This window comes from Saccharopolyspora elongata (assembly GCF_004348985.1).
GTDB lineage: Bacteria > Actinomycetota > Actinomycetes > Mycobacteriales > Pseudonocardiaceae > Saccharopolyspora > Saccharopolyspora elongata.
Genome location: NZ_SMKW01000120.1, coordinates 1 through 19,445 on the forward strand (window position 1 = coordinate 1; position 19,445 = coordinate 19,445).

Here is a 19,445-nt window from a genome sequence, read left to right on the forward strand (position 1 = left end):
TGGAGGTATGACACCGCTACTGAACACCCAGGACACGACTGTGCAGGCCATGCCTCAACAGTCGGCGGTGTCGTGCACCGATGCTGAGCTCGCGGCCCGTATCCAGGAGCTAGAAACCGAGATGCGGGTGATGATGTGGGAACAGCTGCAATACATCGCCGAAGCCGACCACCGGGCAATTCACGCCGAGACCACCGCCCGGTCGCTGCACGTCTGGTTGCAGGGGCTGCTCAGCATCGATCCGCGTGACGCGAAAACGCGTGTCACAGTCGCCCGCAATGTCGAGGACCGGCAAACCTTCCACGGTGAGCTCATGCCTCCTGACCTGCCCGATACGGCTCAAGCACTGGCTGAGGGTGCGATCGGGCTGGAGCACGCGCGTGTCATCGTCAACGGCATCCGCCGTTTGCCCGAGTACGCCCGCTGCCACCAGGTCACCGAAGTCGAAACAACCCTTGCCGGGTTTGCGCGGACGATGTCGCCGAGGGAGTTGGAGAAACTCGCCGAACGCATCCGCTACCTGCTGGATCAGGACGGCGCGTTCCGCGATGAGGAAGCCCAGCACGAAGCGCGCGAGTTGCACTACGGCACCACCCGGGATGGCATGACCGTCATCAAGGCGAAGCTGGACCGGGAGACGGGGGCGAAGTTCGCCGCGCTCATGCAACCGCTGGCCGCGCCCCGGCCCGAGATCGACGGGGAGAAAGATCCCCGCACTGTGGGGCAGCGGAATGCCGATGGGTTCGCGGCGTTGCTGGATTTGGCGCTGGACCATGATGGGATGCCTCGTACCGGTGGGCAGCGGCCGCAGATGACGATTGCTATCGACTTCGAGGACCTCAAGCGGGGCTTGGAGGTCCTCGGCGAGGACGGCATGCCCGGCACGCTGAACACCGAACGCGCCATCACCGCCCACAACGCACGCAGGATCGCCTGCGACGCCGAAATCCTGCCCATCGTCCTTGGTGGCGACAGCCTGCCGCTTGATGTGGGTCGGGCGAAACGCTCCGCGCCCATTCACATTCGAGCCGCGTTGCTTCGACGTGATGGCGTGTGCGCCTTCCCCGGATGCGACCATCCGCCGGGGACTCCTGAAGCGCACCACGTTCAGCATTGGGTCGACGGCGGAGCAACAGACCTGAACAACATGATCATGCTCTGCGCACACCACCACCGCACGCTTCACAACCAGCGGTGGGGCATCGCCATGCGCGACGGGCGGCCCGAGTTCATCCCACCGCCCACAGTGGACCCCAGACGAACACCCAGACCAGGCGGCAGAGCACTGCCCTCGCAGCACCGCGAGTACCTCCGGGAGCTCATCCCCTCGCCACGGGACCCGGCGGGGAATCGTGACGCCTTCTGATCGGTTGGGGCGGCCTCCGAAGGCGTTCGTCGCTATCCGGATGCGCAGTGCTGGGCGACGGCCGTCTTCAGGGCTGTGAGGTAGTGGGCCACCGCTGGCCGGGTTTCGGTTCCTCGGCGGATCATTGCGTGGATCCGCCGTTGTACCGGGCCGCCCTCGATGTCGATCGTGGTCAGCGCCGCTGTGGCCGGTAGGCGGGCGTGGCTTGGTACGAGGGCGATGCCCAGTCCCGCTTCGACTAGGGCGGCGATCGCTGCCCAGTCGCTGGCCCGGTGCCGGATGTTGGGGCGGAAGCCTGCTGCTGCGCATGTCGAGTGCAGCAGTTGGTCGCAGGCGTCTCCCGCCGCCGTGCTGATCCAGTCCTCGTCGGCCAGCCGCTTCAGGTCGACCGCTTCGTGGTCCGCGATCGGGTGGGTTGCCGGGATCACGAGGTGGCAGTCGTCGGTGCCGAGTTCGATGCGGGTGCACCTCGGGTCGTCGTCGGGTAGCGCCACGTCCGCCGTCACCGAGACGATCACGTCCAGGTCGCCGCTGCAGAGCTGGTCCAGGCAGTCCGGCACCGCGATCTCGTGGATGCCTACCCGCAGCCTCGGGTGCTGTTCGCGGATGGCCTGCGCCGCCGGGATCAGCACCGTCGGGATCAGCGACGGGACACCGCCTACGCAGAGCTGTCCCAGGTCTCCCTGGGTCGCTGCCTGCACGTCGCCGAACGCGCGTTCCAGGTTGGCGAGCAGCGCGTATGCGTGGTCCACCAGGACTCGGCCGGCTTCGGTGAAGCGCAGGCGGCGGCCGTCGACCTCCGTCAGCGGTGTCCCCGCTTCCTTCGTGAGGGTCGCCAGCTGTTGTGAGGCGGCGGACGGTGAAACGTGCAGTGCGGCCGCTGCGGCGTGCAACGTTCCTTGTTCGTGGAGGGCGACCAGGAGGCGCAGCCGGGTCGGGTCGAACATGCACAAAAGCTTACCAGTATCGGCCTTAATGTCCTGCTTGTCTTCATGGTTGTTTCTGGTGAGCATTGAGCTGCACATACGCCGCGATCAACGGGGGTGTCTTTCCCGGTGAAAGTTCTTGCCTTGAGCTCCAGTCCGCGCAAGGACGGAAATTCCCGAATGCTCGCCGAATCGGTGCTCGCCGGGGCCGCGCAGGCCGGCCACGACGTCGAGATCGTCGACCTCTCCGACGTGGTCTCGGCACCGCTGCGCGACTGCCGGGTGTGCCGCAACGCCGCCGGGCGCTGCTCCATCGACGACGACTACGAGGACCTCTTGGTGGGCAAGGTCCTCCCCGCCGATGCGCTCGTGCTTGCCACGCCCCTCTACTGGTACGGCATCTCCGGGCAGCTGAAGGTCTTCATCGACCGGATCTTCTGCTACGAGGCCGCCGGCTATCCAGAGCACGAGCACGTCAAGAGGCGGCTGGTGAACAAGCGACTGGCCGCCGTGGTCAGCTCGGAGGAGACCTACCCCGGCTCGCTGGTGGGCATCACCGCGCACCTGCAGGAGCTCGCGCGCTACCTCCACCACGACTTCGTCGGCGTCGTGCAGGGCTTCGGCAACTCGCGCGGCGAAGTCGCCCGGGATCCGGGCGATCCGCTCGGCAAGGCCTTCGACCTGGGCGTCCGGATGTTCGAGGCGCGCGCCACCGACTACCGCATCGACACCCCGCGCCCCTCCACCGTCTGGGCCGACGCGGCGGTGGGCACGCCGGATTAGAGGTAGTTCGGCCCTGGATCGTCTCGGGACGCGTCGCAACCCTTTGGCGATGGAGTTCGCGGAGGGAGCCGAACCATGACGTCCCACAACGTGCCGCATCGCGGCCTTCCCACCCGGTGGCTGGGGTGGGTTATCTTCGCCGGCGTCGTCCTGCTGGTCGTCGGCGTCGTTCAGGTGATCTACGGCATCGCGGCTTTCACGCGCTCCGGGAACAGCCTCGCCACACCGGTCGGCACGCCCGCGCTCGTCCACGTCGGCTGGGCCTACGTCGTGCTCGGCGTCGTCCTCGCCGCCGCCGGCGTCGGGGTGATGTCCGGTTGGATGTGGGCGCGCGTGGTCGCGATCGCCTTCGCAGTGCTGAGCCTGCTCACCAACGTCGCGTTCTTCCTCGGTTCCCCGGTCTGGTCCAGCATCGTCATCGTGCTGGACCTGATCGTCATCTACGCGCTCGCCCTGCACGGGAAGGAGGTCAAGGGCATCCGTTGATGCCGGCTCACCCGGTGTGCGCCTCCGAGACCACCAGCGGCGTGCCCTGCATGCAGGTCGTGACCATGCCCGTCTCGATCCTGCCGCGGACCACGGCGGTCACGCCCGGACGCAACGTCGACGGCGGATGCACCAGCAGGTACTCCCGGTCTGCCGTGGCGAGGACCAGGCACCCCTGCTCGACCCCGCTGCGCACGACGCCTCGCACCGTCACCTCCCCGTTCTGCACCTGCACGGGCGCGACCGGGAAGTTCGTCGGTGCTTCGGCGCAGCCCGCCGGTGCGGCGAGCGCCGCGAGCAACGCCGGGCCGCACAACGCCGCTCGCACGCTTCGTGGACGCATGCTCATGGTGCCGGGGTACCCGTGCGAGGCCGTGGGGTATCAATGAGCCCGCTGGCAATGACCGACGGGAGGGCTGGATGAGCGACATGCGAGTCGCGGTGGTGACCGGGGCCGGATCGGGCGTGGGGCGGGAGATCGCGCGGGCGCTGCTCGGCGCGGGCTACCGGGTCGCGCTGGCCGGGCGGCGGCCCGAGCCGCTGCGGGAGACCGCGCAAGGCTCGGACGCCGCCCTCGTGGTGCCGACCGACGTCGGCGACCCGGAGTCGGTCGCCGCGTTGTTCGACGGCGTCCGCGACTCCTGGGCACGGGTGGACCTGCTGGTCAACAACGCGGGCACCTTCGGCGCCGCCGGTTCGGTCGGCGAACTGTCCTATTCGGACTGGCAGGCCGTCGTGCAGGCCAACCTGACCGGCTCGTTCCTGTGCGCGCAGCACGCCTTCCGCGTCATGCGGGAGCAGGACCCGCAGGGCGGCCGAATCATCAACAACGGCTCGATCTCCGCGCACAGCCCGCGGCCGCGCAGCGTCGCCTACACCGCCACCAAGCACGCCATAACCGGCCTGACCAAGTCGATCTCGCTGGACGGCCGGCCTTACGACATCGCCTGCGGGCAGATCGACATCGGCAACGCCGCCACCGAGATGACCGCGGGCATCGCCACCGGCGCGGTCCAGGCGGACGGCTCGGTGCGCCCCGAACCGACCTTCGACGCCCGGCACGTGGCCGACGCCGTGCTCTACATGGCGGGCCTGCCGCTGAACGCCAACGTGCAGTTCCTGACCGTCACCGCCACCGCGATGCCGTTCATCGGCCGCGGCTAGGCCGCCTGCCAGGCCTTCGCGAGCAGTTCGTAGGAGCGGACCCGGTCGGCGTGGTCGTGCGTGACCGTGGTGATCACGAGCTCGTCGGCGCCGGTGGCGTCGCGCAGCGTCGCCAGCTTGCGCGCCACCGCCTCTGGCTCGCCGACGATCTGCGTGTCCACCCGGTCGGCGACGATCTCCCGCGCCTGGTCGGACCAGCGGAACTCGGCGGCTTCGGCCGGGCTGGGGAACGGGATCGCCCCCTCCCCGGTGCGGATGCTGTGCACCCACGGCCCGTACGGGTCGGCGAGTTCCCGGGCCCGCTCGTCGGTGTCGGCGACCACCACGTCCGCCGACACCACCACGTAGGGCCGGGCCAGCTTCGCGGAGGCCGCGAAACGTTCCCGGTAGGACGCGACCGCCTCCAGCACCGTGGACGGGCTGACGTGGTAGTTCGCCGCGAACGGCAGGCCCAGCGACCCCGCCGCGTCCGAACTCTCACCGGCGCTGGAGCCGAGGACCCAGACGTCGAGATCGGCACCTTCGACGGGCACGGCGTGCACCGGTTCGCCGCTGGAGGACCGGAAGTCGCCGCCGATGAACTGCAGGACGTGCTCGACCTGGGTGCGGTAGTCCAGCGGTGCTTCCGCCGGATCGCCGGTGCTGAGCAACCGCTGCTGCTCCTCGATGCGGGCCAGGAACCGCTTCGACTTGGCCAGCGCCCGCGGCTTGGGCGGGATCAGCAGGCCGTCGACCACCTTCCCCGCGGGCGCCGGGCCGTCGGCCGGATCGGCGAACCGGCGCACGAAGTCCCGGCCGCGCACCAGCCCCGAGCGGCCCAGGCCGAGGTCGATGCGGCCCGGGTGCAGTTGCGCGACCGTGCCGAACTGCTCGGCGACTACCAGCGGGGCGTGGTGACCCAGCAGCACCGCCGCCGAACCCACCCGGATGCGGTTGGTCGCGCCCGCGATCAGCGCGATCAGCACCGCCGGCGCCGCCGAGGCGACGCCGGGTGTGAGGTGGTGCTCGGCCACCCAGTAGCGCCGGTAGCCGAGGTGTTCGGTGCGCTTCGCGAGGTCGATGGTGTTGTGCAGGGCGTCCGCCGGTCCCTGTCCGGACACGATGGGGGACAGGTCGAGGACGGAGAGGGGAGTGGACACCGGCGACCTCCGGGACGGCTCGGTCATGATGCGGTCTTCGCGCTCTGCCGGGGGTTTTCCAGCGGCGGCAGCCCGAGGTTCTCGCGCAGCGTGGCACCCGGGTACTCGGTGCGGTACACGCCGCGTTCCTGCAGCAGCGGCACCACGGTGTCGACGAACTCGTCCAGGCCGCCGGGAGTGAGGTGCGGGACGAGGATGAAGCCGTCCGACGCCTCTTCCTGCACGGACCGGTTCATCGCCTCGGCCACGCTCGCCGCGGTGCCGATGAACGACTGCCGCGCGGTCACCTCGATGATCAGCTCGCGGATCGACAGCTGCTTGGCCTCCGCCAGCTCGCGCCACTGCCGGGCGATGGCGATCGGGTCGCGGTGCCGGCGGGTGCTGGCCCGGCCCTTGGTGATCGTGTCGGTGCCGACCGCCGGATCGAACTCCGGCAGCGGTCCGTCCGGGTCCAAGTCGCTGAGGTCGGTGTTCCAGAGCTGTTCCAGGAACCGGATGGCGGTCTGCCCGCTGACCTGCTGACGCCGGATGTGCGCGGCGCGTTCGTGGGCCTCCGCGTCGGTGTCGCCGAGCACGACGGTCGTCGCCGGGAACACCAGGAGCTCGTCGCGGGACCGGCCGTGCCGGGCGAGCCTGCCCTTGACGTCCGCGTAGAACGTCTTGCCCGCCTCCAGGGTTCCGTGGCCGGTGAAGATCGCGTCGGCGGCCGAGGCGGCGAAGTCGCGGCCCGCGTCGGAATCGCCGGCCTGGAAGATGACCGGCCGGCCCTGCGGACTGCGCGGCACGTTGAAGCGGCCCGCGATGTCGAAGTGCGCGTCGCGGTGCGCGAAGGAACCGGCCAGCGGGTCGCCGATGAAGGTCCCGGATTCCTTGTCGGCGACGATCTCGTCGCCGTGCCACGAGTCGAAGAGCTCCCAGGCGGTGCGCAGGAACCGCTCCGCGCGTTCGTAGCGCTGGTCTTCCGGCAGGAAGCCGCCGCGCCGGAAGTTCTCGCCGGTGAACGCATCCCACGACGTGACGACGTTCCAGGCCGCCCGGCCGCCGGAGAGGTGGTCGAGGCTGGCGAACTGCCGGGCCACCTCGTAGGGCTCGTTGAACGTCGAGTTGATCGTGCCCGCCAGCCCGAGATGTTCGGTGACGGCGGCCAGCCCGGCCAGCACCGTGAAGGTGTCCGGGCGGCCCACCACGTCCAGGTCGTAGATCTTCCCGGCGTGCTCGCGCAGCCGCAGCCCTTCGGCGAGGAACAGGAAGTCGAACTTCCCGCGCTCGGCGGTGCGCGCCAGGTGCGCGAACGAGGAGAACTCGATCTGGCTCAGCGAAGCCGGATCGCTCCACACCGTCGTGTTGTTCACGCCCGGGAAGTGCGCTGCCAGGTGAATCTGCTTGCTCACTGGTGTCCTCCGGCGGTGGCGTAGCGGCTGGCAGGCCGGGGCAGGCCGAACAGGCCGCGCAGCGTGTCGGCCTCGTACGCGGTGCGGAACGCCCCGCGCCGTTGCAGTTCCGGGACGAGATCCCGGGTGATCATGGTCAGGTCGTGCGGGATGGCACCGGGCCGCAGCCGGAATCCGGAAAGCCCCGCCTCGCGCCAGGCGAGCAGCCGGTCGGCGAGTTCGGTCGCGGTGCCGGTGAACACCGGTACGTCCGATGTGGACACCGAATCGTCCTGCTCGTCCAGGCGCGCCTTGCGCTCGGCCGCGCCTTCGCCGAGGAACACGACCAGGTCGCCGAAGACGTGCAGGGCGTCGTGCTCCCGCCCGGCGTCGAGCTGTTCGGCGCGGATCCGCTCGACGATGATCCGCGCCTGCTCCGCGTCGTGCGGGGTGGTGAAGGCGATGTCCGCGGCGCGGGCGGCGAACCGGTGTGCGGCCGCCTCCGTCGCGAGCGCCGTCACCGGCGGCTGGCCCTGCGGTGGCCGGGGCGTGATCGACGGTCCCTTGACGTTGAACCACTTCCCGGCGAAGTCGATGTAGTGCAGCTTGTCGCGGTCGATGAACCGGCCGGTCGCGACGTCGCGGATCTCCGCGTCGTCCTCCCAGCTGTCCCACAGCCGGCGGACCACCTCGACGTGGTCCGCGGCCTCGTCGAACAGTTCCACGAGGTCGACCTCGCGACGGCCGAAGTGCGCGGCCTCGCTGCGGCGCCCCGAAACCTGCGCCTGCCAGCCCGCGCGGCCGGCGCTGATGTAGTCCAGGCTGGCGACCGCCTTGGAGATGTGGAACGGCTCGGTGTGGGTGACGACCGCGCTGGGCACCAGGCCGATGTGCGTCGTGCGGGGCGCGACGCGGGCGGCGATCAGCCCGGCGTCGAGCCGGCCGCGCACCTGGTCGGTCCGGTCGTCCGGGCCCTCGTCGAGGGTGGTTTGCGGGCCGAGCGAGTCCTCGATCGTGACGAGGTCGAGCAGTCCGCGCTCCGCTTCCCGCACGACGTCGACCCAGTAGTCGGCGGTGAAGAGCTCGGCGGGGCGGGCGGATTCCTCCCGCCACGCGGCGGGATGCCAGCCGGCGCCGTCCAGCGCCACCGCGAGATGCAGGTTCGGTCGTGGTGCCATCTGCAGGTCCTTGCTGCCGGGCGGAGTTGACTCCACAGTGGATTGAAGAGGACGAGCGCGCTGGAGGCGCGCGGGAACGGCGCTGGGGGAAGCGGCGAACGGGACCGGCGAACGATGCCGGGAGAAGCGCGGGGCTGCGGGCGCTCAGCGCCGCGGACAGGCGGCGGAGCTCACCCGGAGGAGGTCGACGTGGTCCCTGGTGACCAACTGCACCGACTGAGCCATGCCTAGAACGCTAGAAGCGTCCCCGGGAAGCGTCAATGGATCATCGCGGCTGCCCACGATGTGGGCGGATGCTTTTCAGAGCAGCGAAATCGTCGCGGCGCCCGCGGGGACCACCCGGCCGATCACCGCCGCGCCGGGCACCTCACCGACCACGAGCAGCCCGCCGGAGGTCTGCGCGTCGGCGAGCAGCAGCAGGTCTTCTTCCGGCGCCGAACCAGGATCGAGGTGCGGCCGGACCCAGTCGAGGTTCCGGCGGGTGCCGCCGCTGACGAACCCGGCCCGCACCGCATCCCGCGCGCCGTCGAGGTAGGGCACGGCGCCCACGTCGATCTCGGCGGCGGTGCCGGAGGCGCGCATCGTCTTGAACAGGTGACCCAGCAAGCCGAATCCGGTGATGTCGGTCGCGCACACCGCCCCCGCCCGCCCCGCCGCCGCGGCGGCATCGCGGTTCAGCGTCGTCATCGCGTCGATCGCCTGCTCGAAGCGTTCGCCGGTGCTCTTGTGCCGGGTGTTGAGGACGCCGATGCCCAGTGGTTTCGTTAGCGACAGCGGCAGGCCGGGACGCGCGGTGTCGTTGCGCAGCAACCGATCCGGCTCGACCAGGCCGGTGACCGCCAGACCGTACTTCGGCTCGGGATCGTCGACGCTGTGCCCGCCGCCGACGTGGCAGCCCGCCGCCCCGGCGGCGTCGCAACCGCCACGCAGAACCTCCGCCGCCAGCTCGAACGGCAGGACGTCGCGCGGCCAGCCGAGCAGATTGACCGCGACGATCGGCGTCCCGCCCATCGCGTAGACGTCGGATAGCGCGTTCGTGGCGGCGATGCGGCCCCAGTCGTAGGGGTCGTCCACGACGGGCGTGAAGAAGTCCGTGGTCGCCACGATCGCCGGCCCGCCGCCCGCGCGCACCACGGCGGCGTCGTCGCCGGTGTCCAGGCCGACGATCAGCTCTGCGTTCGGACGTTCGACGGCGGGCGCCAGGCCGCCGACGACCGACTCCAGTTCGCCGGGCGGGATCTTGCAGGCGCAGCCGCCGCCGTGCGCGTACTGGGTCAGACGAATCGTCGCGCTGCCAGGCATGTCCCCATTGCAGCACGTCGACGACGGGTGCACTGGCGGAGACGGACGGGAATCGAACCCGCCGCACCGAGGTGCTCGGTGCCACCGGCTTTGAAGGCCGAGGGGGCCACCAGGCGCCCATACGTCTCCGCCGGCCACTCTAGGATGTTCGCGTGCCGTTCGCGACGACAGCTGACCAAGCCAAGATCTACTACCAGGTCCGGGGCTCCGGCGAACCGCTGGTGCTGCTGAGCGGGCAGGCGAACACCCACCACTGGTGGGACAACGTGCACGCCGATTTCGAGGACGGTTACCGGACGATCGTGCTGGACTACCTCGGCACCGGGCAGAGCGACAAGCCCGCCGACGCGGAGTACAGCGTCCGCCGTTTCGCGGGCGATGTGATCGCCGTCCTCGACGACCTGGGCCTGGCGCGAGCCCACGTCTACGGGACCTCGATGGGCGGCAAGGTGGCGCAGTGGGTGGCGATCGACCACCCGGACCGGGTCGGTGCGCTGGCGCTGGGCTGCACCTCGGTCGGCGGCACCCGCGGGCTGCGCGCCGCCGCCGAGGTGACCCGGTCCCTGGCGCAGCCGTCGGCGGACGCTGCGCGCCAAGCCCTGATCGACCTGATGTACACGCCGGAATGGGTGCGGACCCACCCCGGCCCGTACGTCACGCTCGGCGGCCCGATGCCCCACCACGCCCGGCGGGGGCACCTCCGGGCCAGCAACGGTCACGACAGCTGGGCGGAGCTGGACCGGGTGACGGCGCCGACGCTGGTGCTGCACGGCACCGACGACATCTTCAGCCCGGCGGAGAACGCCGCGATCCTCGCCGAACGCATCGCCGGTGCCGAACTGCACTACCTCGAAGGCGCCCGCCACGCCTACTTCGAGGAGCAGCAGGCCGAATCCTCCGGCGCCGTGCTGCGGTTCCTCGCCGAGCACCCGCTGAGCTAGCCGCCCTGCCCGAATGCACGCCCCGTTCGACGCGCCGGTGCCCGCTCCGGTTCGGGGTGCGCGGGATCACGCCGGGCAGGTGTCGGGCAGGCCGAACTTGGGGAACAGGCTGACGTCGAAGAACGCGACGGTGTGCTTGACCTTCGCGCCGTCGAAGTCCAGCACCTGCAGGTGGAACGGCCGGAACACGCCGTCGGGCTCGAGCCGGTACACGCCGAAGGCGACCTGGCCGTTCGCCCGCGCCGGCAGCAGCCGCATCTCGCCCGGACCGGCCGGGCACTGGAGGTCGACCAGTCGGCCGATGTGCTCCGCGCCGCGCACCCACGTCGCGATCGGCGGCATCTCCCAGACCGCGTCGTCGGTGAACATCTGCACGATGGCCGGGATGTCCTTGGCCTCGAACGCCGCCACGTAGCGCTCCAGCAGCTGTCGCTGCTCGGCGGACAACGGCTGCGGGGTGTCGTCCTCGGACGGCCTGACCTGGTCGAGCTGGGCCCGGGCGCGCTGTAGGACGCTGTTGGCCGCGGCCGTACTGATGCCGAGCGCGTCGGCGACCTCGGCGGCCTTCCACTTCAGCACGTCGCGCAGGATCAGCACCGCGCGCTGCCGGGCGGGCAGGTGCTGCAGGGCGGCGATGAACGCCAGCCGGGTGCTCTCCCGCGCGCCGACGATCGCCGCGGGATCGGTGTGCTCGTCGGCGACCATGCCGTCGGGGATGGGTTCCAGCCACGCCACCTCGGGGAGTTCGACCAGCTCGCCGCCGGGGTCGTCGGTGGGGCCGCCCAGGCCGGTCGGCAGCGGGCGGCGCTTCCGGTTCTCCAGCGCGGTCAGGCAGGTGGTGGTGGCGATCCGGTAGAGCCAGGTGCGCAGCGACGAGCGGCCCTCGAACCGGTCGTAGGCGCGCCAGGCGCGCAGGTACGTCTCCTGCACCAGGTCCTCGGCGTCGTGCAGCGAGCCGAGCATCCGGTAGCAGTGCGCCAGCAGTTCCCGGCGGTACGGGTCGGCCTGCGCGACGAAATCGTCGGTGGCCATGGTGGTCGTGGCGGCCATGACTGCGCCCCTTCGGCTACCTGTCCTGGACTTTTGGTGTCGCAGAGCACAGTAACCGAAGGCACCGACAGATCAGGAGGTCAGCAGTGGCCCTCGCGCCAATAGCCCATGAAGGCGACCGCCTGCTTCGGAATGCCGTAGTCACTCACCAGCATTCGCCGCAGCCGCTTGATCACGCCCGCCTCGCCGGCCAGCCAGCCGTAGAAGGCGTTGGGGGAGGCCGCGTCGGTCGGCGTGTCGGGCACGTCCCACAGCGTCGTGGTGTCCACGTCGACGTCCTCCAGCTCGGTTGCGCCGCCGCGCGACGTCGGGCGCAGTTCGTTCAGGGCCGCGGCGACGCCTTCCTCCAGCAGCTTGCCGTGCGGCATCGCCGCGCATCGGGGGAACCAGCGCACCTCGACGCCGTCGGGCAGGTTCCAGTCCTGTCGGTCGTGCTCCTCCGGCACTTCGAGGCAGACGATGCCGCGAGCGCACGGCGGGAGCGATTCGACGATGGAGGCGACGGCGGGCACGGCGGTCTCGTCGCCGGCGAGTACCAGGTGGCTGGCCGCCGCGGGCGGCGCCCACTCGCAGCCCCACATGCGGCCGGTGCCCGGCCGGTCGGGACCGAGCAGGCCGATCTCGTCGCCGGGCCGCGCCTGTGCCGCCCAGTTCGAGGCGGGGCCGCCGTGGCCGGGGCCGCCGTGCAGCACGAAGTCGACGTCGAGTTCGGCGGATTCACCGCGGTAGGCGCGGACCGTGTAGGTGCGCAGGTTCGGGCGGATCTCGTCGGGCATCGCCAGCCACCGCTGGTACCAGTCGGCGCCGCTCGGGAAGTCCGCGAGGGTGCGGCCCGGCTGCGGCAGCACCAGCTTGATCCGCTGGTCGTGCCCGCCGGCGCCGAAGGAGCGCAGGCACTCGGCGGTGAAGGTGATCCGGACGAAGCTCGGGCCGAGCCGCTGCACCCGCGCGACCTCGACCGGGAACGTCCGGTAGACGGGCTTGTGCTCGGTCGACTGCGCGGTCCGCGTACCTGGCATCCATAACCTCCCGAGATCGAGTGCTAGGTTAGCCTAGCCTTACGGAAATGGGGAGGTTGGTTTGCGTCACAAGATCCGAGCGGCTGCCGCGTTGCTCGTCGCCGCCGGCTCGCTGGCGGCATGCGCTTCGCCTGGTCAGAACGATCAGGCGGGCGCCGGGTGGTCCTACACCGATGATCGCGGGATCACCGTAACGGCGGACAAGCGCCCGGAGCGAGTCGTCGCCCAGGTTTCGGCGGCCGGCGCGCTGAAGGACTTCGGGGTCGACGTGGCCGGCACCTTCGGGCCGCTGGTGCGCGACGACGGCTCCACCGAGCCGGAGGCGGGCAGCATCGATCCCCGCCAGGTCACCGACGTCACCGGGCCGGGCTACGGCGAGGTGAACATGGAGCGGCTGACCTCCCTCGCCCCGGAGCTGCTGGTCAGCGGCAAGTACGCGGAGTTCGAGGGCCTCTGGCACCTGGTCCAGGACCAGGAGGAGGCGGTCAAGCGGATCGTGCCGACCGTCGGCGTCCAGCAGTCGGGGATCGCGCTGCCCGAGGCCATCCGCAAGTACAAGGAGCTGGCCCGCGCGCTCGGCGGCGACGTCGACTCGGAGCGGGTGAAGGCCGACGAGGACCGGTTCAACGCGGCCGCCCAGCGCCTGCGCGACATCGGGACGCGGATGCGCGCCGAGGGCAAGTCGATCCTGGCCGTGGGCGGCACCAAGGAGGAGTACTTCGTGGTGGTCCCGGCCCGCAACCCGGACCTGGACTACTACGTCAAGGAGCTGGGCCTGCCGATCACGACGCCGAAGAACCCGGACGTGGCCGGTGGTGGCTACTTCGAGCGGCTGTCCTGGGAGAAGGCCAACGTCTATCCCGGCGACGTCCTGCTGTGGGATGCCCGGCCGGCCTCGATGAAGCCGGAGCAGATGAAGGAGAACCCGGTGTTCGCCTCGCACCCGGCGGCCGCCGCGAACCGCTTCGTTGAATGGGACGCGGTCGCGCCGATGAGCTATGCCAGCTACGCCGGGATCATGAACAAGCTGGCGGACCAGCTGGAGTCCGAGCTGCCCCGCTGAGCCGGTCGCGAACCCCCGGCATCGCCGTCCGATGTGGACGGAGGTGCCGGGGGTTCTGCTTTACCTGTCCGCCGGATCGCCGTCGAACCCGTTCGCCCAGTGGCGGCCGCGCCCTAGCCGCCGAGGGCCGCTCCGATCCGCTCCGCGGCGGCGACGACCTGGGCGCCGAAGCGCCGGCCGGGGCTCGGCAGGAGTCGTTGCGTCGGCGCCGAAAGGCACACCGCCGCGATCGTGTCGCCGTGCAGGCGCACCGGAGCGCTGACCGAACCGACGCCCGGCGCGCGGGCCTGGACGCTCTCGACCCAGTCGTGGCCGTCCGGGTTCCGCTCGCCGAGCAAGACCTGGCCGGACGATCCGTGCGGGAACGGGAGCAGGGTGCCCACGGGCTGGCTGGCCCGCAGTTCCTCCGGCGACTCGACGCTCACGATGCACAGCCGGTGGTCCGCCCGCCGGACCCACAACTGCACCGATTCCCCCGCCGCCGCGCACAATTCCTCCAGCACCGGCCGCGCGGTCTCGGCCAGCGCCGAGGTCGCGAAGCGCGGGCCGAGGTGGAAGCAGCCCGCCGCGTCGCGCCGCAGCAGGCCGTGCGAGACGAGGGCGGTGGCCAGCCGGTGCGCGGTGGACACCGTCAGGCCGAGCGTCCTGGCCAGTTCGCTGGTGCCCATCGGGTGGCTTTCCACGCAGTCCAGGATGGCCACCGAGCGGTCCAGGACGCCGACGCCGGTGGTGAACGGTTCCGCGGCCACGGCTAGCGCCGGACTTCCGCGGGAGCGGCCGGGATCTTCGCCAGCGCCGACGGCAGCGCGTGCCCGACCAGCCCGGCGAGGTGTTCGCGCAGCGCGCCGAGCTTGGACACGTCGATCCCGGTGTCGATGCCTTCCCGGTGGAACAGGTGGATCAGGTCGTCGGCGGCGATGTTGCCGGTCGCGCCCGGCGCGAACGGGCAGCCGCCGAGGCCGCCGAGCGCGGCGTCGAAGCGCCGGATGCCGCAGCGGTAGGCCTCCCAGGCGTTGGCGTCGGCCATGCCGTAGGTGCTGTGCAGGTGCAGACCCGTTCGGTCCACGGGAAAGACGTCGCGCACCGCGGTGACGGCGCGGTTGATGTCGCCCGGCGACGCAGCGCCGATGGTGTCCGCGAGGTGCAGCACGTCGACGCCGATGTCCGCGTAGTGCCGTGCGACCCGGACGACGCGTTCTACCGGGGTGTCGCCGTCGAAGGGGCAGACGAACGCGGTCGCGATGCAGCCCTCAGTGCGGATTCCCGCGTCGTGCACGATCTCGGCGGCCCGCGCGATGCGCTGCATCGCCTCCGCCGTGCCGACACCGGCGTTCGACACGCTGTGGCCCTCGCTGGCCGAAAGCACCAGCCGCACGTTCTTCGCGCCGGCCTCGACGGCGCGCTGCGCGCCCCGCTCGTTGAGCACCAGCGTGTGGAAGGTCGCCGGCTGGTCGGCGAGGCCCGCGACGACCTCGGCGGTGTCGGCCATCGTCGCCACCCGCTCCGGGTTGACGAACGAACCGATCTCCAGGTGCTTGAAACCCGCGTCGACCAGCAGTTCGCCGAAGCGGACCTTGTCGGCGGTGGGCACGATCACCGGCTCGATCTGCAGCCCGTCGCGCAGTGACACCTCGGTGATGAGTACCAATTCAGATCACTCCTTCGGCCCGCAGCCCGGCGGTCTCGGTCGGGGAGAGCCCCAGCTCGGCCAGCACCTCGTCGGTGTGCTCGCCCAGTTCCGGGCCGAGCCAGCGGGTGCCGCCCGGTTCTTCGGTCAGCTTCGGGACGATGCCGGGGAACAGCACCTCGCGGGTCTCGTCGCCCTCGATGCGCACCGGGTGCCGCTCGTGCATCCCGCGGGCCGCGAAGTGCGGATCGGCCACGATGTCCGGCACGTCGTATATGGGTCCACTGGGGACGGACGCCCCGGCGAGCAGCTCCAGCACCCGGGGGCTGTCCAGCCGCGCCGTCCAGGAGCCGATCGCCTCGTCGATCTCCGCGCCCCGCTCGACCCGGCCCACGTTCGTCCGCAGCGCGGGATCATCGGCCAGGTCGGGGCGGTCGATCAGGTTCATCAGCCGGGCGTAGATGGCGTTGTTGTTGCCACCGACCACCACGTACTTGCCGTCGGCGCACCGGTAGGTGCTCGACGGAACGACCCCGGGGATCGTCGCCCCGGTGGCCTCCCGGGTGACGCCGAACGCGTCGAAGTCCGGCACCGAGGATTCCATCAGCGAGTAGATCGCCTCGTACAGCGCGACGTCGACGGTCTCGCCGGGCTCGCCGGAGCGGCGGCGCAGCAATCCCATCAACGCGCCGATGACCGCGTAGAGCCCGGCCACCGAGTCGGCCAGGCTGACGCCGGTGCGCACCGGCGGCATGTCCGGGTAGCCGGTCAGGTGCCGCACGCCGCCGAAGGCCTCGGCGACGCCGCCGAAGCCGGGGCGCTCCCGGTACGGCCCGGTCTGCCCGAACCCGGAGATCCGCACCAGCACGGCTCCCGGGTTGGCCCGGCGGATCTCCGCCGGGCCGAGTCCCCACTTCTCCAGCGTGCCGGGCCGGAAGTTCTCCAGCACGATGTCCGCGCCGGCGATCAGCTTCCGCGCGACGTCCTGACCCGGCGCGGAGCGCAGGTCGAGGGTCATTGAGCGCTTGTTGCGCGCCATGGTGCGGAACAGCAGCGACACGTCGCCGCCGTGCAGCCGCCAGTTGCGCAGCTCGTCGCCGGTCTTGGGGCGTTCGATCTTGATGACGTCGGCCCCGAACTCGGCGAGGATCCGGCCCGCGGTCGGGGCGGCGATGAAGTTGCCGAGCTCGACCACCCGGACCCCGGTGAGGGGCCCGTGTCCGTTGGACGCCATCGGTCTTCTCCTGTTTCACGGTGTTGCGGCGAGGGCGATGTGAGCGCCCGGGGCGTGGAGGTGTCCGTCTCCGCAAGCCCCTGCTTTTCAATATTTGGGAAACTGATGCCTTTATTCGGCAAGACAGGACCGTAATCACCCGAATGAGGATTCACAAGACCTTGATCACGCAACGATGATGTGTATGCTTCGCCGGTCCGTCTTCGTAGCCGCCGGTTGGGCAAAACCCGACCCGGTGGGAAAAGCGCTGCTCGCCGCAGAACTCAGGAGTCGGCTCGTGCCGACCCCGACGAATCGGACCCATAGATGTCGGACATCGTTGTCTTCGCCAACGCCGCGATAACCATCGTCGGCGTCGTCGTGCTCATCCTCCGCGCCAAGATCAGCCCGGCCATCGCGCTCGTCCTCGGCGCGATCTACCTGGGCCTGGTCTCCGGGCTGGGCCCCGAGCAGACCATCAAGTCCATCACCACCGGCTTCGGCGACCTGATGACCGAGGTCGGGCTGCTGATCGCGTTCGGCGTGCTGCTCGGCTCGCTGATGGCCTCGCTCGGCGCGATCGAGAAGCTCGTCGACCTGCTCGTGCGCACCTTCGGGCCGCGGAGCCTGCCCTACACCTTCGGCGCCACCGTCGGCACGGTCCTGCAGTCGATCTTCGCGGACGTGCTGCTGGTGATCACCGCGCCGCTGGCCAGCCGGCTGTCCCGGCAGATCGGGCCGTACGGCGCTGCCCGGATGTGCGCGGCGATGGCACTGGGCATCGAGGTCGGCCTGGTGTTCGTGGTGCCCGGCGTCGGGGCCGTCGCGCTGGCCGGCGTGCTGGACCTGCCGTTCGGCAAGATGTTCCTCTTCGGCACCATCACCGCGGTCTTCACCATCGTCGTCACGCTGGCGCTGTTCACCGCGCTGGCCAAGCGCGGCCTGTGGAACCCGAAGCTCGACGAGACCGAGGAGCTGCCGGTCGCCGAGGTCGCGGAGGAGGAGCGTTCGCCGCGCGAACTCCCGTCGCTGCCGCTGCTGCTGGCCCCGCTGCTGCTCGCGCTGGCGCTGATCGCCTTCGGCGCCATCGCGGAGATGGCCGAGTTCTCCTCACCGTGGGTCGATTTCCTCGGCGACCCGGTGATCGCCCTGCTCATCGGCCTGATCGGGGCGGTGCTCATCGCGCGCTGGAAGCTCCCGGCGGAGCAGACCGCGGCGGCGTTCAAGCGCGGTTTCCACGAGAGCGGCCAGATCCTCATCCTCACCGGTGTCGGCGGTTCGCTGGCGCAGACGGTGAAGGACGTCGGCCTGGGCGAGCTGCTGAAGGGCTACTTCTCCACCAGCACGGTCGTGCCGCTGCTGCTGGTGTGGCTGGTGGCCGCGGTGCTGCACATCGCGATCGGTTCGGTGACGCTGGCGTCGATCACCGCCGCGGGCGTGCTGGGCCCGGTGATGCCGATGCTGGGCATCGACCCGATCTTCGTCGCCCTGGCGGCGGGCGCGGGTTCGCTGTTCGTCATCCACGCGACCAGCAACACGTTCTGGCTGTTGCAGACCCTGCTGCCGCAGACGACGCGGGGAGCGCTGAAGTCGGTGACGCTGACGGTCTCGGCGGCATCGGTCATCGCCATGGTCCCGATCCAGCTCATGGCCTTGCTGTTCTGAGCCGGGCGGGCCGTGGGCCTTTCGAGGCGTTACGACGGTTCGAAAGGCTCACGGCCCTGCACGGCCAGGGCATTGCGCAGCGCGGCTGTGACGGCCTCCGGGTTGTCGATGTTCATCAGGTGGCCTGCGCCGGGGATTTCCTGGTACGTGGCCTGGGGGAGTGCTTCGAGGAGGATGTCGGCCGCCTTGCGCGGGCAGAGGGCGTCGTGCTCGCCGCCGATCACCGTCACCGGGCACTTGATCGCCGCCAGCTCCGGGGTCAGCGGGTTGCCGCGCAGGCCCGCCATAGCGGTCGCCGCGTTCGCGTAGCCGCGGCCGTCGCCGATGGACTCCGCGCGCCGCGCGACCACCTCGTCGATGTCCACTGTGGAGTTCGAGACCATCATCGTGGTGTCCGCGCGCAGCGAGTCGAGCACGGCGTCACCGGTCTCCGCGGCCCGCTGCAGGTTGATCTCGGCCGCCGCCCGCCCCACCACCGAGGACGTCCCGAGCACGACGACGCCGGTGACCAGGTCCGGCCGGTGCGCCGCGGCGGAGAGCACCACCGTGCCGCCGAGGGAGAATCCCACGCACACCGCAGGCCCGGAGACCTCGCCGAGGAACGCGAGCAGATCGTCCCGTAGCTGGGCCAGGGTTCCGTTCGCGTCGCCGACCGTGCTGGCGCCGTGCCCGCGCACGTCGTAGGCGTAGGTGCGGTGGTCGGCGAACTCCTCCTGCTGGCGCCGCCAGCTGCGGTGGTCCTCGGCGAGGCCGTGCACGAACACCACGGCCGGGCCGGAACCGCCCGCGCAGTAGTGCGTCTTGATGTCGTTCAGCGCGGCCGTCGCGGTCTGCAAGCCCATCAACTCCCGGTGTCGGTTGCCGCCCCCGATTCTGCGGCACGCAGTTCCAGGACGGAACCGCCCGCCAGTACGGGCCCGCTGGTGTGCAGGTGGCAGCGCACCGTGCCGCCGCCGTCGACGGGCGTCGGCTCGGGGACGACCGAGCGGCAGACGTCCATCGCGTACGGGCAGCGCGGGTGGAAGGTGCAGCCGCCGGGCGGATCGGTCGGGTCCGGCGGATCGCCGGGGAGCACGAGGCGTTCGCGGCGGCGCTGCACCTTCGGGTTGGGCACCGGGACCGCCGACAGCAGCGCCTCGGTGTACGGGCTGTC

Annotated in this window: 20 protein-coding genes and 1 tRNA gene; 7 read left to right on the top strand and 14 right to left on the bottom strand. The window is 70.8% G+C overall.

All coding sequences use genetic code 11. The features are described from left to right. Positions 1-1,366: HNH endonuclease signature motif containing protein (locus E1288_RS42845; RefSeq protein ID WP_235884211.1), on the top strand; the 1,366-nt coding region annotated here is incomplete at its 5' end. Positions 1,367-1,398: 32 nt separating this feature from the next. Here the strand turns inward: E1288_RS42845 and E1288_RS42850 are convergent. Continuing rightward, a complete protein-coding gene (locus E1288_RS42850; RefSeq protein WP_165968567.1) occupies positions 1,399-2,313 on the bottom strand; it encodes a LysR family transcriptional regulator in 915 nt (304 codons plus the stop codon). Positions 2,314-2,421: 108 nt separating this feature from the next. Between E1288_RS42850 and E1288_RS42855 the strand changes: the two genes are divergently transcribed. Both E1288_RS42855 and E1288_RS42860 read left to right on the top strand, forming a co-directional pair. Continuing rightward, the gene (locus tag E1288_RS42855; RefSeq protein WP_132494588.1) at positions 2,422-3,075 is read left to right on the top strand and encodes a flavodoxin family protein; all 654 of its coding nucleotides are present in this window, start codon (positions 2,422-2,424) and stop codon (positions 3,073-3,075) included. Between the two features lie 75 nt (positions 3,076-3,150). Continuing rightward, positions 3,151-3,561, top strand: coding sequence for a DUF7144 family membrane protein (locus tag E1288_RS42860; RefSeq protein WP_132494590.1), 411 nt, complete (start codon positions 3,151-3,153; stop codon positions 3,559-3,561). 7 nt (positions 3,562-3,568) lie between these two features. Here E1288_RS42860 and E1288_RS42865 read toward each other — a convergent pair whose 3' ends face one another. Next, a complete protein-coding gene (locus E1288_RS42865; protein ID WP_132494592.1) occupies positions 3,569-3,910 on the bottom strand; it encodes a hypothetical protein in 342 nt (113 codons plus the stop codon). A gap of 71 nt (positions 3,911-3,981) precedes the next feature. Between E1288_RS42865 and E1288_RS42870 the strand changes: the two genes are divergently transcribed. Then, positions 3,982-4,725 carry an SDR family oxidoreductase gene (locus tag E1288_RS42870; protein ID WP_132494594.1) on the top strand — a complete coding sequence of 248 codons (744 nt, stop codon included), beginning with the start codon at positions 3,982-3,984 and terminating at the stop codon, positions 4,723-4,725. Here E1288_RS42870 and E1288_RS42875 read toward each other — a convergent pair. The 5 genes from E1288_RS42875 to E1288_RS42895 form a co-directional block, all read right to left on the bottom strand. After that, positions 4,722-5,891 (bottom strand): MsnO8 family LLM class oxidoreductase, encoded by a 1,170-nt coding sequence (locus tag E1288_RS42875; RefSeq protein ID WP_132494596.1) that lies wholly within the window; start codon positions 5,889-5,891, stop codon positions 4,722-4,724. The genes E1288_RS42870 and E1288_RS42875 overlap by 4 nt on opposite strands. Then, entirely contained in the window at positions 5,888-7,255 is a 1,368-nt protein-coding gene (locus E1288_RS42880; protein WP_132494598.1) for an NtaA/DmoA family FMN-dependent monooxygenase, read from the bottom strand. Before E1288_RS42880 ends, E1288_RS42875 begins: the two co-directional genes overlap by 4 nt. Then, entirely contained in the window at positions 7,252-8,412 is a 1,161-nt protein-coding gene (locus E1288_RS42885) for an LLM class flavin-dependent oxidoreductase (RefSeq protein ID WP_132494600.1), read from the bottom strand. The genes E1288_RS42880 and E1288_RS42885 overlap by 4 nt, the downstream gene beginning before the upstream one ends. Before the next feature lie 300 nt (positions 8,413-8,712). After that, on the bottom strand, positions 8,713-9,714 hold the full coding sequence (gene selD, locus E1288_RS42890) for a selenide, water dikinase SelD (RefSeq protein ID WP_132494602.1): 1,002 nt from the start codon (positions 9,712-9,714) through the stop codon (positions 8,713-8,715). A gap of 33 nt (positions 9,715-9,747) precedes the next feature. Beyond that, positions 9,748-9,843 (bottom strand) — tRNA-Sec (locus tag E1288_RS42895). A 23-nt stretch (positions 9,844-9,866) separates the two neighbouring features. Between E1288_RS42895 and E1288_RS42900 the strand changes: the two genes are divergently transcribed. Continuing rightward, complete coding sequence (locus E1288_RS42900; RefSeq protein ID WP_132494604.1) at positions 9,867-10,655, top strand: alpha/beta fold hydrolase; 789 nt, start codon at positions 9,867-9,869, stop codon at positions 10,653-10,655. Positions 10,656-10,721: 66 nt separating this feature from the next. Here the strand turns inward: E1288_RS42900 and E1288_RS42905 are convergent, their stop codons facing one another. Then, complete coding sequence (locus E1288_RS42905) at positions 10,722-11,705, bottom strand: sigma-70 family RNA polymerase sigma factor (RefSeq protein ID WP_132494606.1); 984 nt, start codon at positions 11,703-11,705, stop codon at positions 10,722-10,724. A gap of 80 nt (positions 11,706-11,785) precedes the next feature. Further along, positions 11,786-12,724, bottom strand: a complete 939-nt coding sequence (locus E1288_RS42910) for a siderophore-interacting protein (RefSeq protein ID WP_132494608.1) — start codon at positions 12,722-12,724, stop codon at positions 11,786-11,788. 61 nt (positions 12,725-12,785) lie between these two features. On the opposite strand from E1288_RS42910, the gene E1288_RS42915 reads away from it, so the two are divergent. After that, positions 12,786-13,787, top strand: a complete 1,002-nt coding sequence (locus E1288_RS42915; protein WP_132494610.1) for an ABC transporter substrate-binding protein — start codon at positions 12,786-12,788, stop codon at positions 13,785-13,787. Positions 13,788-13,900: 113 nt separating this feature from the next. On the opposite strand, the gene E1288_RS42920 is transcribed toward E1288_RS42915, so the two are convergent. From E1288_RS42920 to E1288_RS42930, 3 genes are read right to left on the bottom strand one after another with little or no spacing between them, the layout of a single operon-like run. Beyond that, a complete protein-coding gene (locus E1288_RS42920; protein WP_132494612.1) occupies positions 13,901-14,536 on the bottom strand; it encodes an IclR family transcriptional regulator in 636 nt (211 codons plus the stop codon). 2 nt (positions 14,537-14,538) lie between these two features. Beyond that, a complete protein-coding gene (locus tag E1288_RS42925; protein ID WP_132494614.1) occupies positions 14,539-15,435 on the bottom strand; it encodes a hydroxymethylglutaryl-CoA lyase in 897 nt (298 codons plus the stop codon). A gap of 1 nt (position 15,436) precedes the next feature. Beyond that, positions 15,437-16,648, bottom strand: coding sequence for a CaiB/BaiF CoA transferase family protein (locus E1288_RS42930; protein WP_132494616.1), 1,212 nt, complete (start codon positions 16,646-16,648; stop codon positions 15,437-15,439). Between the two features lie 306 nt (positions 16,649-16,954). Here E1288_RS42930 and E1288_RS42935 point away from each other — a divergent pair, with 306 nt between their 5' ends. Then, complete coding sequence (locus tag E1288_RS42935; RefSeq protein WP_132494618.1) at positions 16,955-18,292, top strand: GntP family permease; 1,338 nt, start codon at positions 16,955-16,957, stop codon at positions 18,290-18,292. Positions 18,293-18,321: 29 nt separating this feature from the next. Here the strand turns inward: E1288_RS42935 and E1288_RS42940 are convergent, their stop codons facing one another. Together E1288_RS42940 and E1288_RS42945 are read right to left on the bottom strand one after the other, a co-directional pair. Next, positions 18,322-19,134, bottom strand: a complete 813-nt coding sequence (locus E1288_RS42940) for an alpha/beta fold hydrolase (protein WP_132494620.1) — start codon at positions 19,132-19,134, stop codon at positions 18,322-18,324. Continuing rightward, the coding region (locus E1288_RS42945; protein ID WP_328592555.1) for an oligopeptide/dipeptide ABC transporter ATP-binding protein at positions 19,134-19,445 on the bottom strand (312 nt) is incomplete at its 5' end. The genes E1288_RS42940 and E1288_RS42945, both read right to left, overlap by 1 nt.

Bases quoted from the DNA above. Each gene is read 5' to 3' on its own strand.
- E1288_RS42850 (WP_165968567.1), bottom strand. From the start codon at position 2,313: ATGTTCGACCCGACCCGGCTGCGCCTCCTGGTCGCCCTCCACGAACAA.
- E1288_RS42860 (WP_132494590.1), top strand. From the start codon at position 3,151: ATGACGTCCCACAACGTGCCGCATCGCGGCCTTCCCACCCGGTGGCTG.
- E1288_RS42865 (WP_132494592.1), bottom strand. From the start codon at position 3,910: ATGAGCATGCGTCCACGAAGCGTGCGAGCGGCGTTGTGCGGCCCGGCG.
- E1288_RS42870 (WP_132494594.1), top strand. From the start codon at position 3,982: ATGAGCGACATGCGAGTCGCGGTGGTGACCGGGGCCGGATCGGGCGTG.
- E1288_RS42875 (WP_132494596.1), bottom strand. From the start codon at position 5,891: ATGACCGAGCCGTCCCGGAGGTCGCCGGTGTCCACTCCCCTCTCCGTC.
- E1288_RS42885 (WP_132494600.1), bottom strand. From the start codon at position 8,412: ATGGCACCACGACCGAACCTGCATCTCGCGGTGGCGCTGGACGGCGCC.
- selD (WP_132494602.1), bottom strand. From the start codon at position 9,714: ATGCCTGGCAGCGCGACGATTCGTCTGACCCAGTACGCGCACGGCGGC.
- E1288_RS42905 (WP_132494606.1), bottom strand. From the start codon at position 11,705: ATGGCCGCCACGACCACCATGGCCACCGACGATTTCGTCGCGCAGGCC.
- E1288_RS42910 (WP_132494608.1), bottom strand. From the start codon at position 12,724: ATGCCAGGTACGCGGACCGCGCAGTCGACCGAGCACAAGCCCGTCTAC.
- E1288_RS42930 (WP_132494616.1), bottom strand. From the start codon at position 16,648: ATGGCGTCCAACGGACACGGGCCCCTCACCGGGGTCCGGGTGGTCGAG.
- E1288_RS42935 (WP_132494618.1), top strand. From the start codon at position 16,955: ATGTCGGACATCGTTGTCTTCGCCAACGCCGCGATAACCATCGTCGGC.
- E1288_RS42940 (WP_132494620.1), bottom strand. From the start codon at position 19,134: ATGGGCTTGCAGACCGCGACGGCCGCGCTGAACGACATCAAGACGCAC.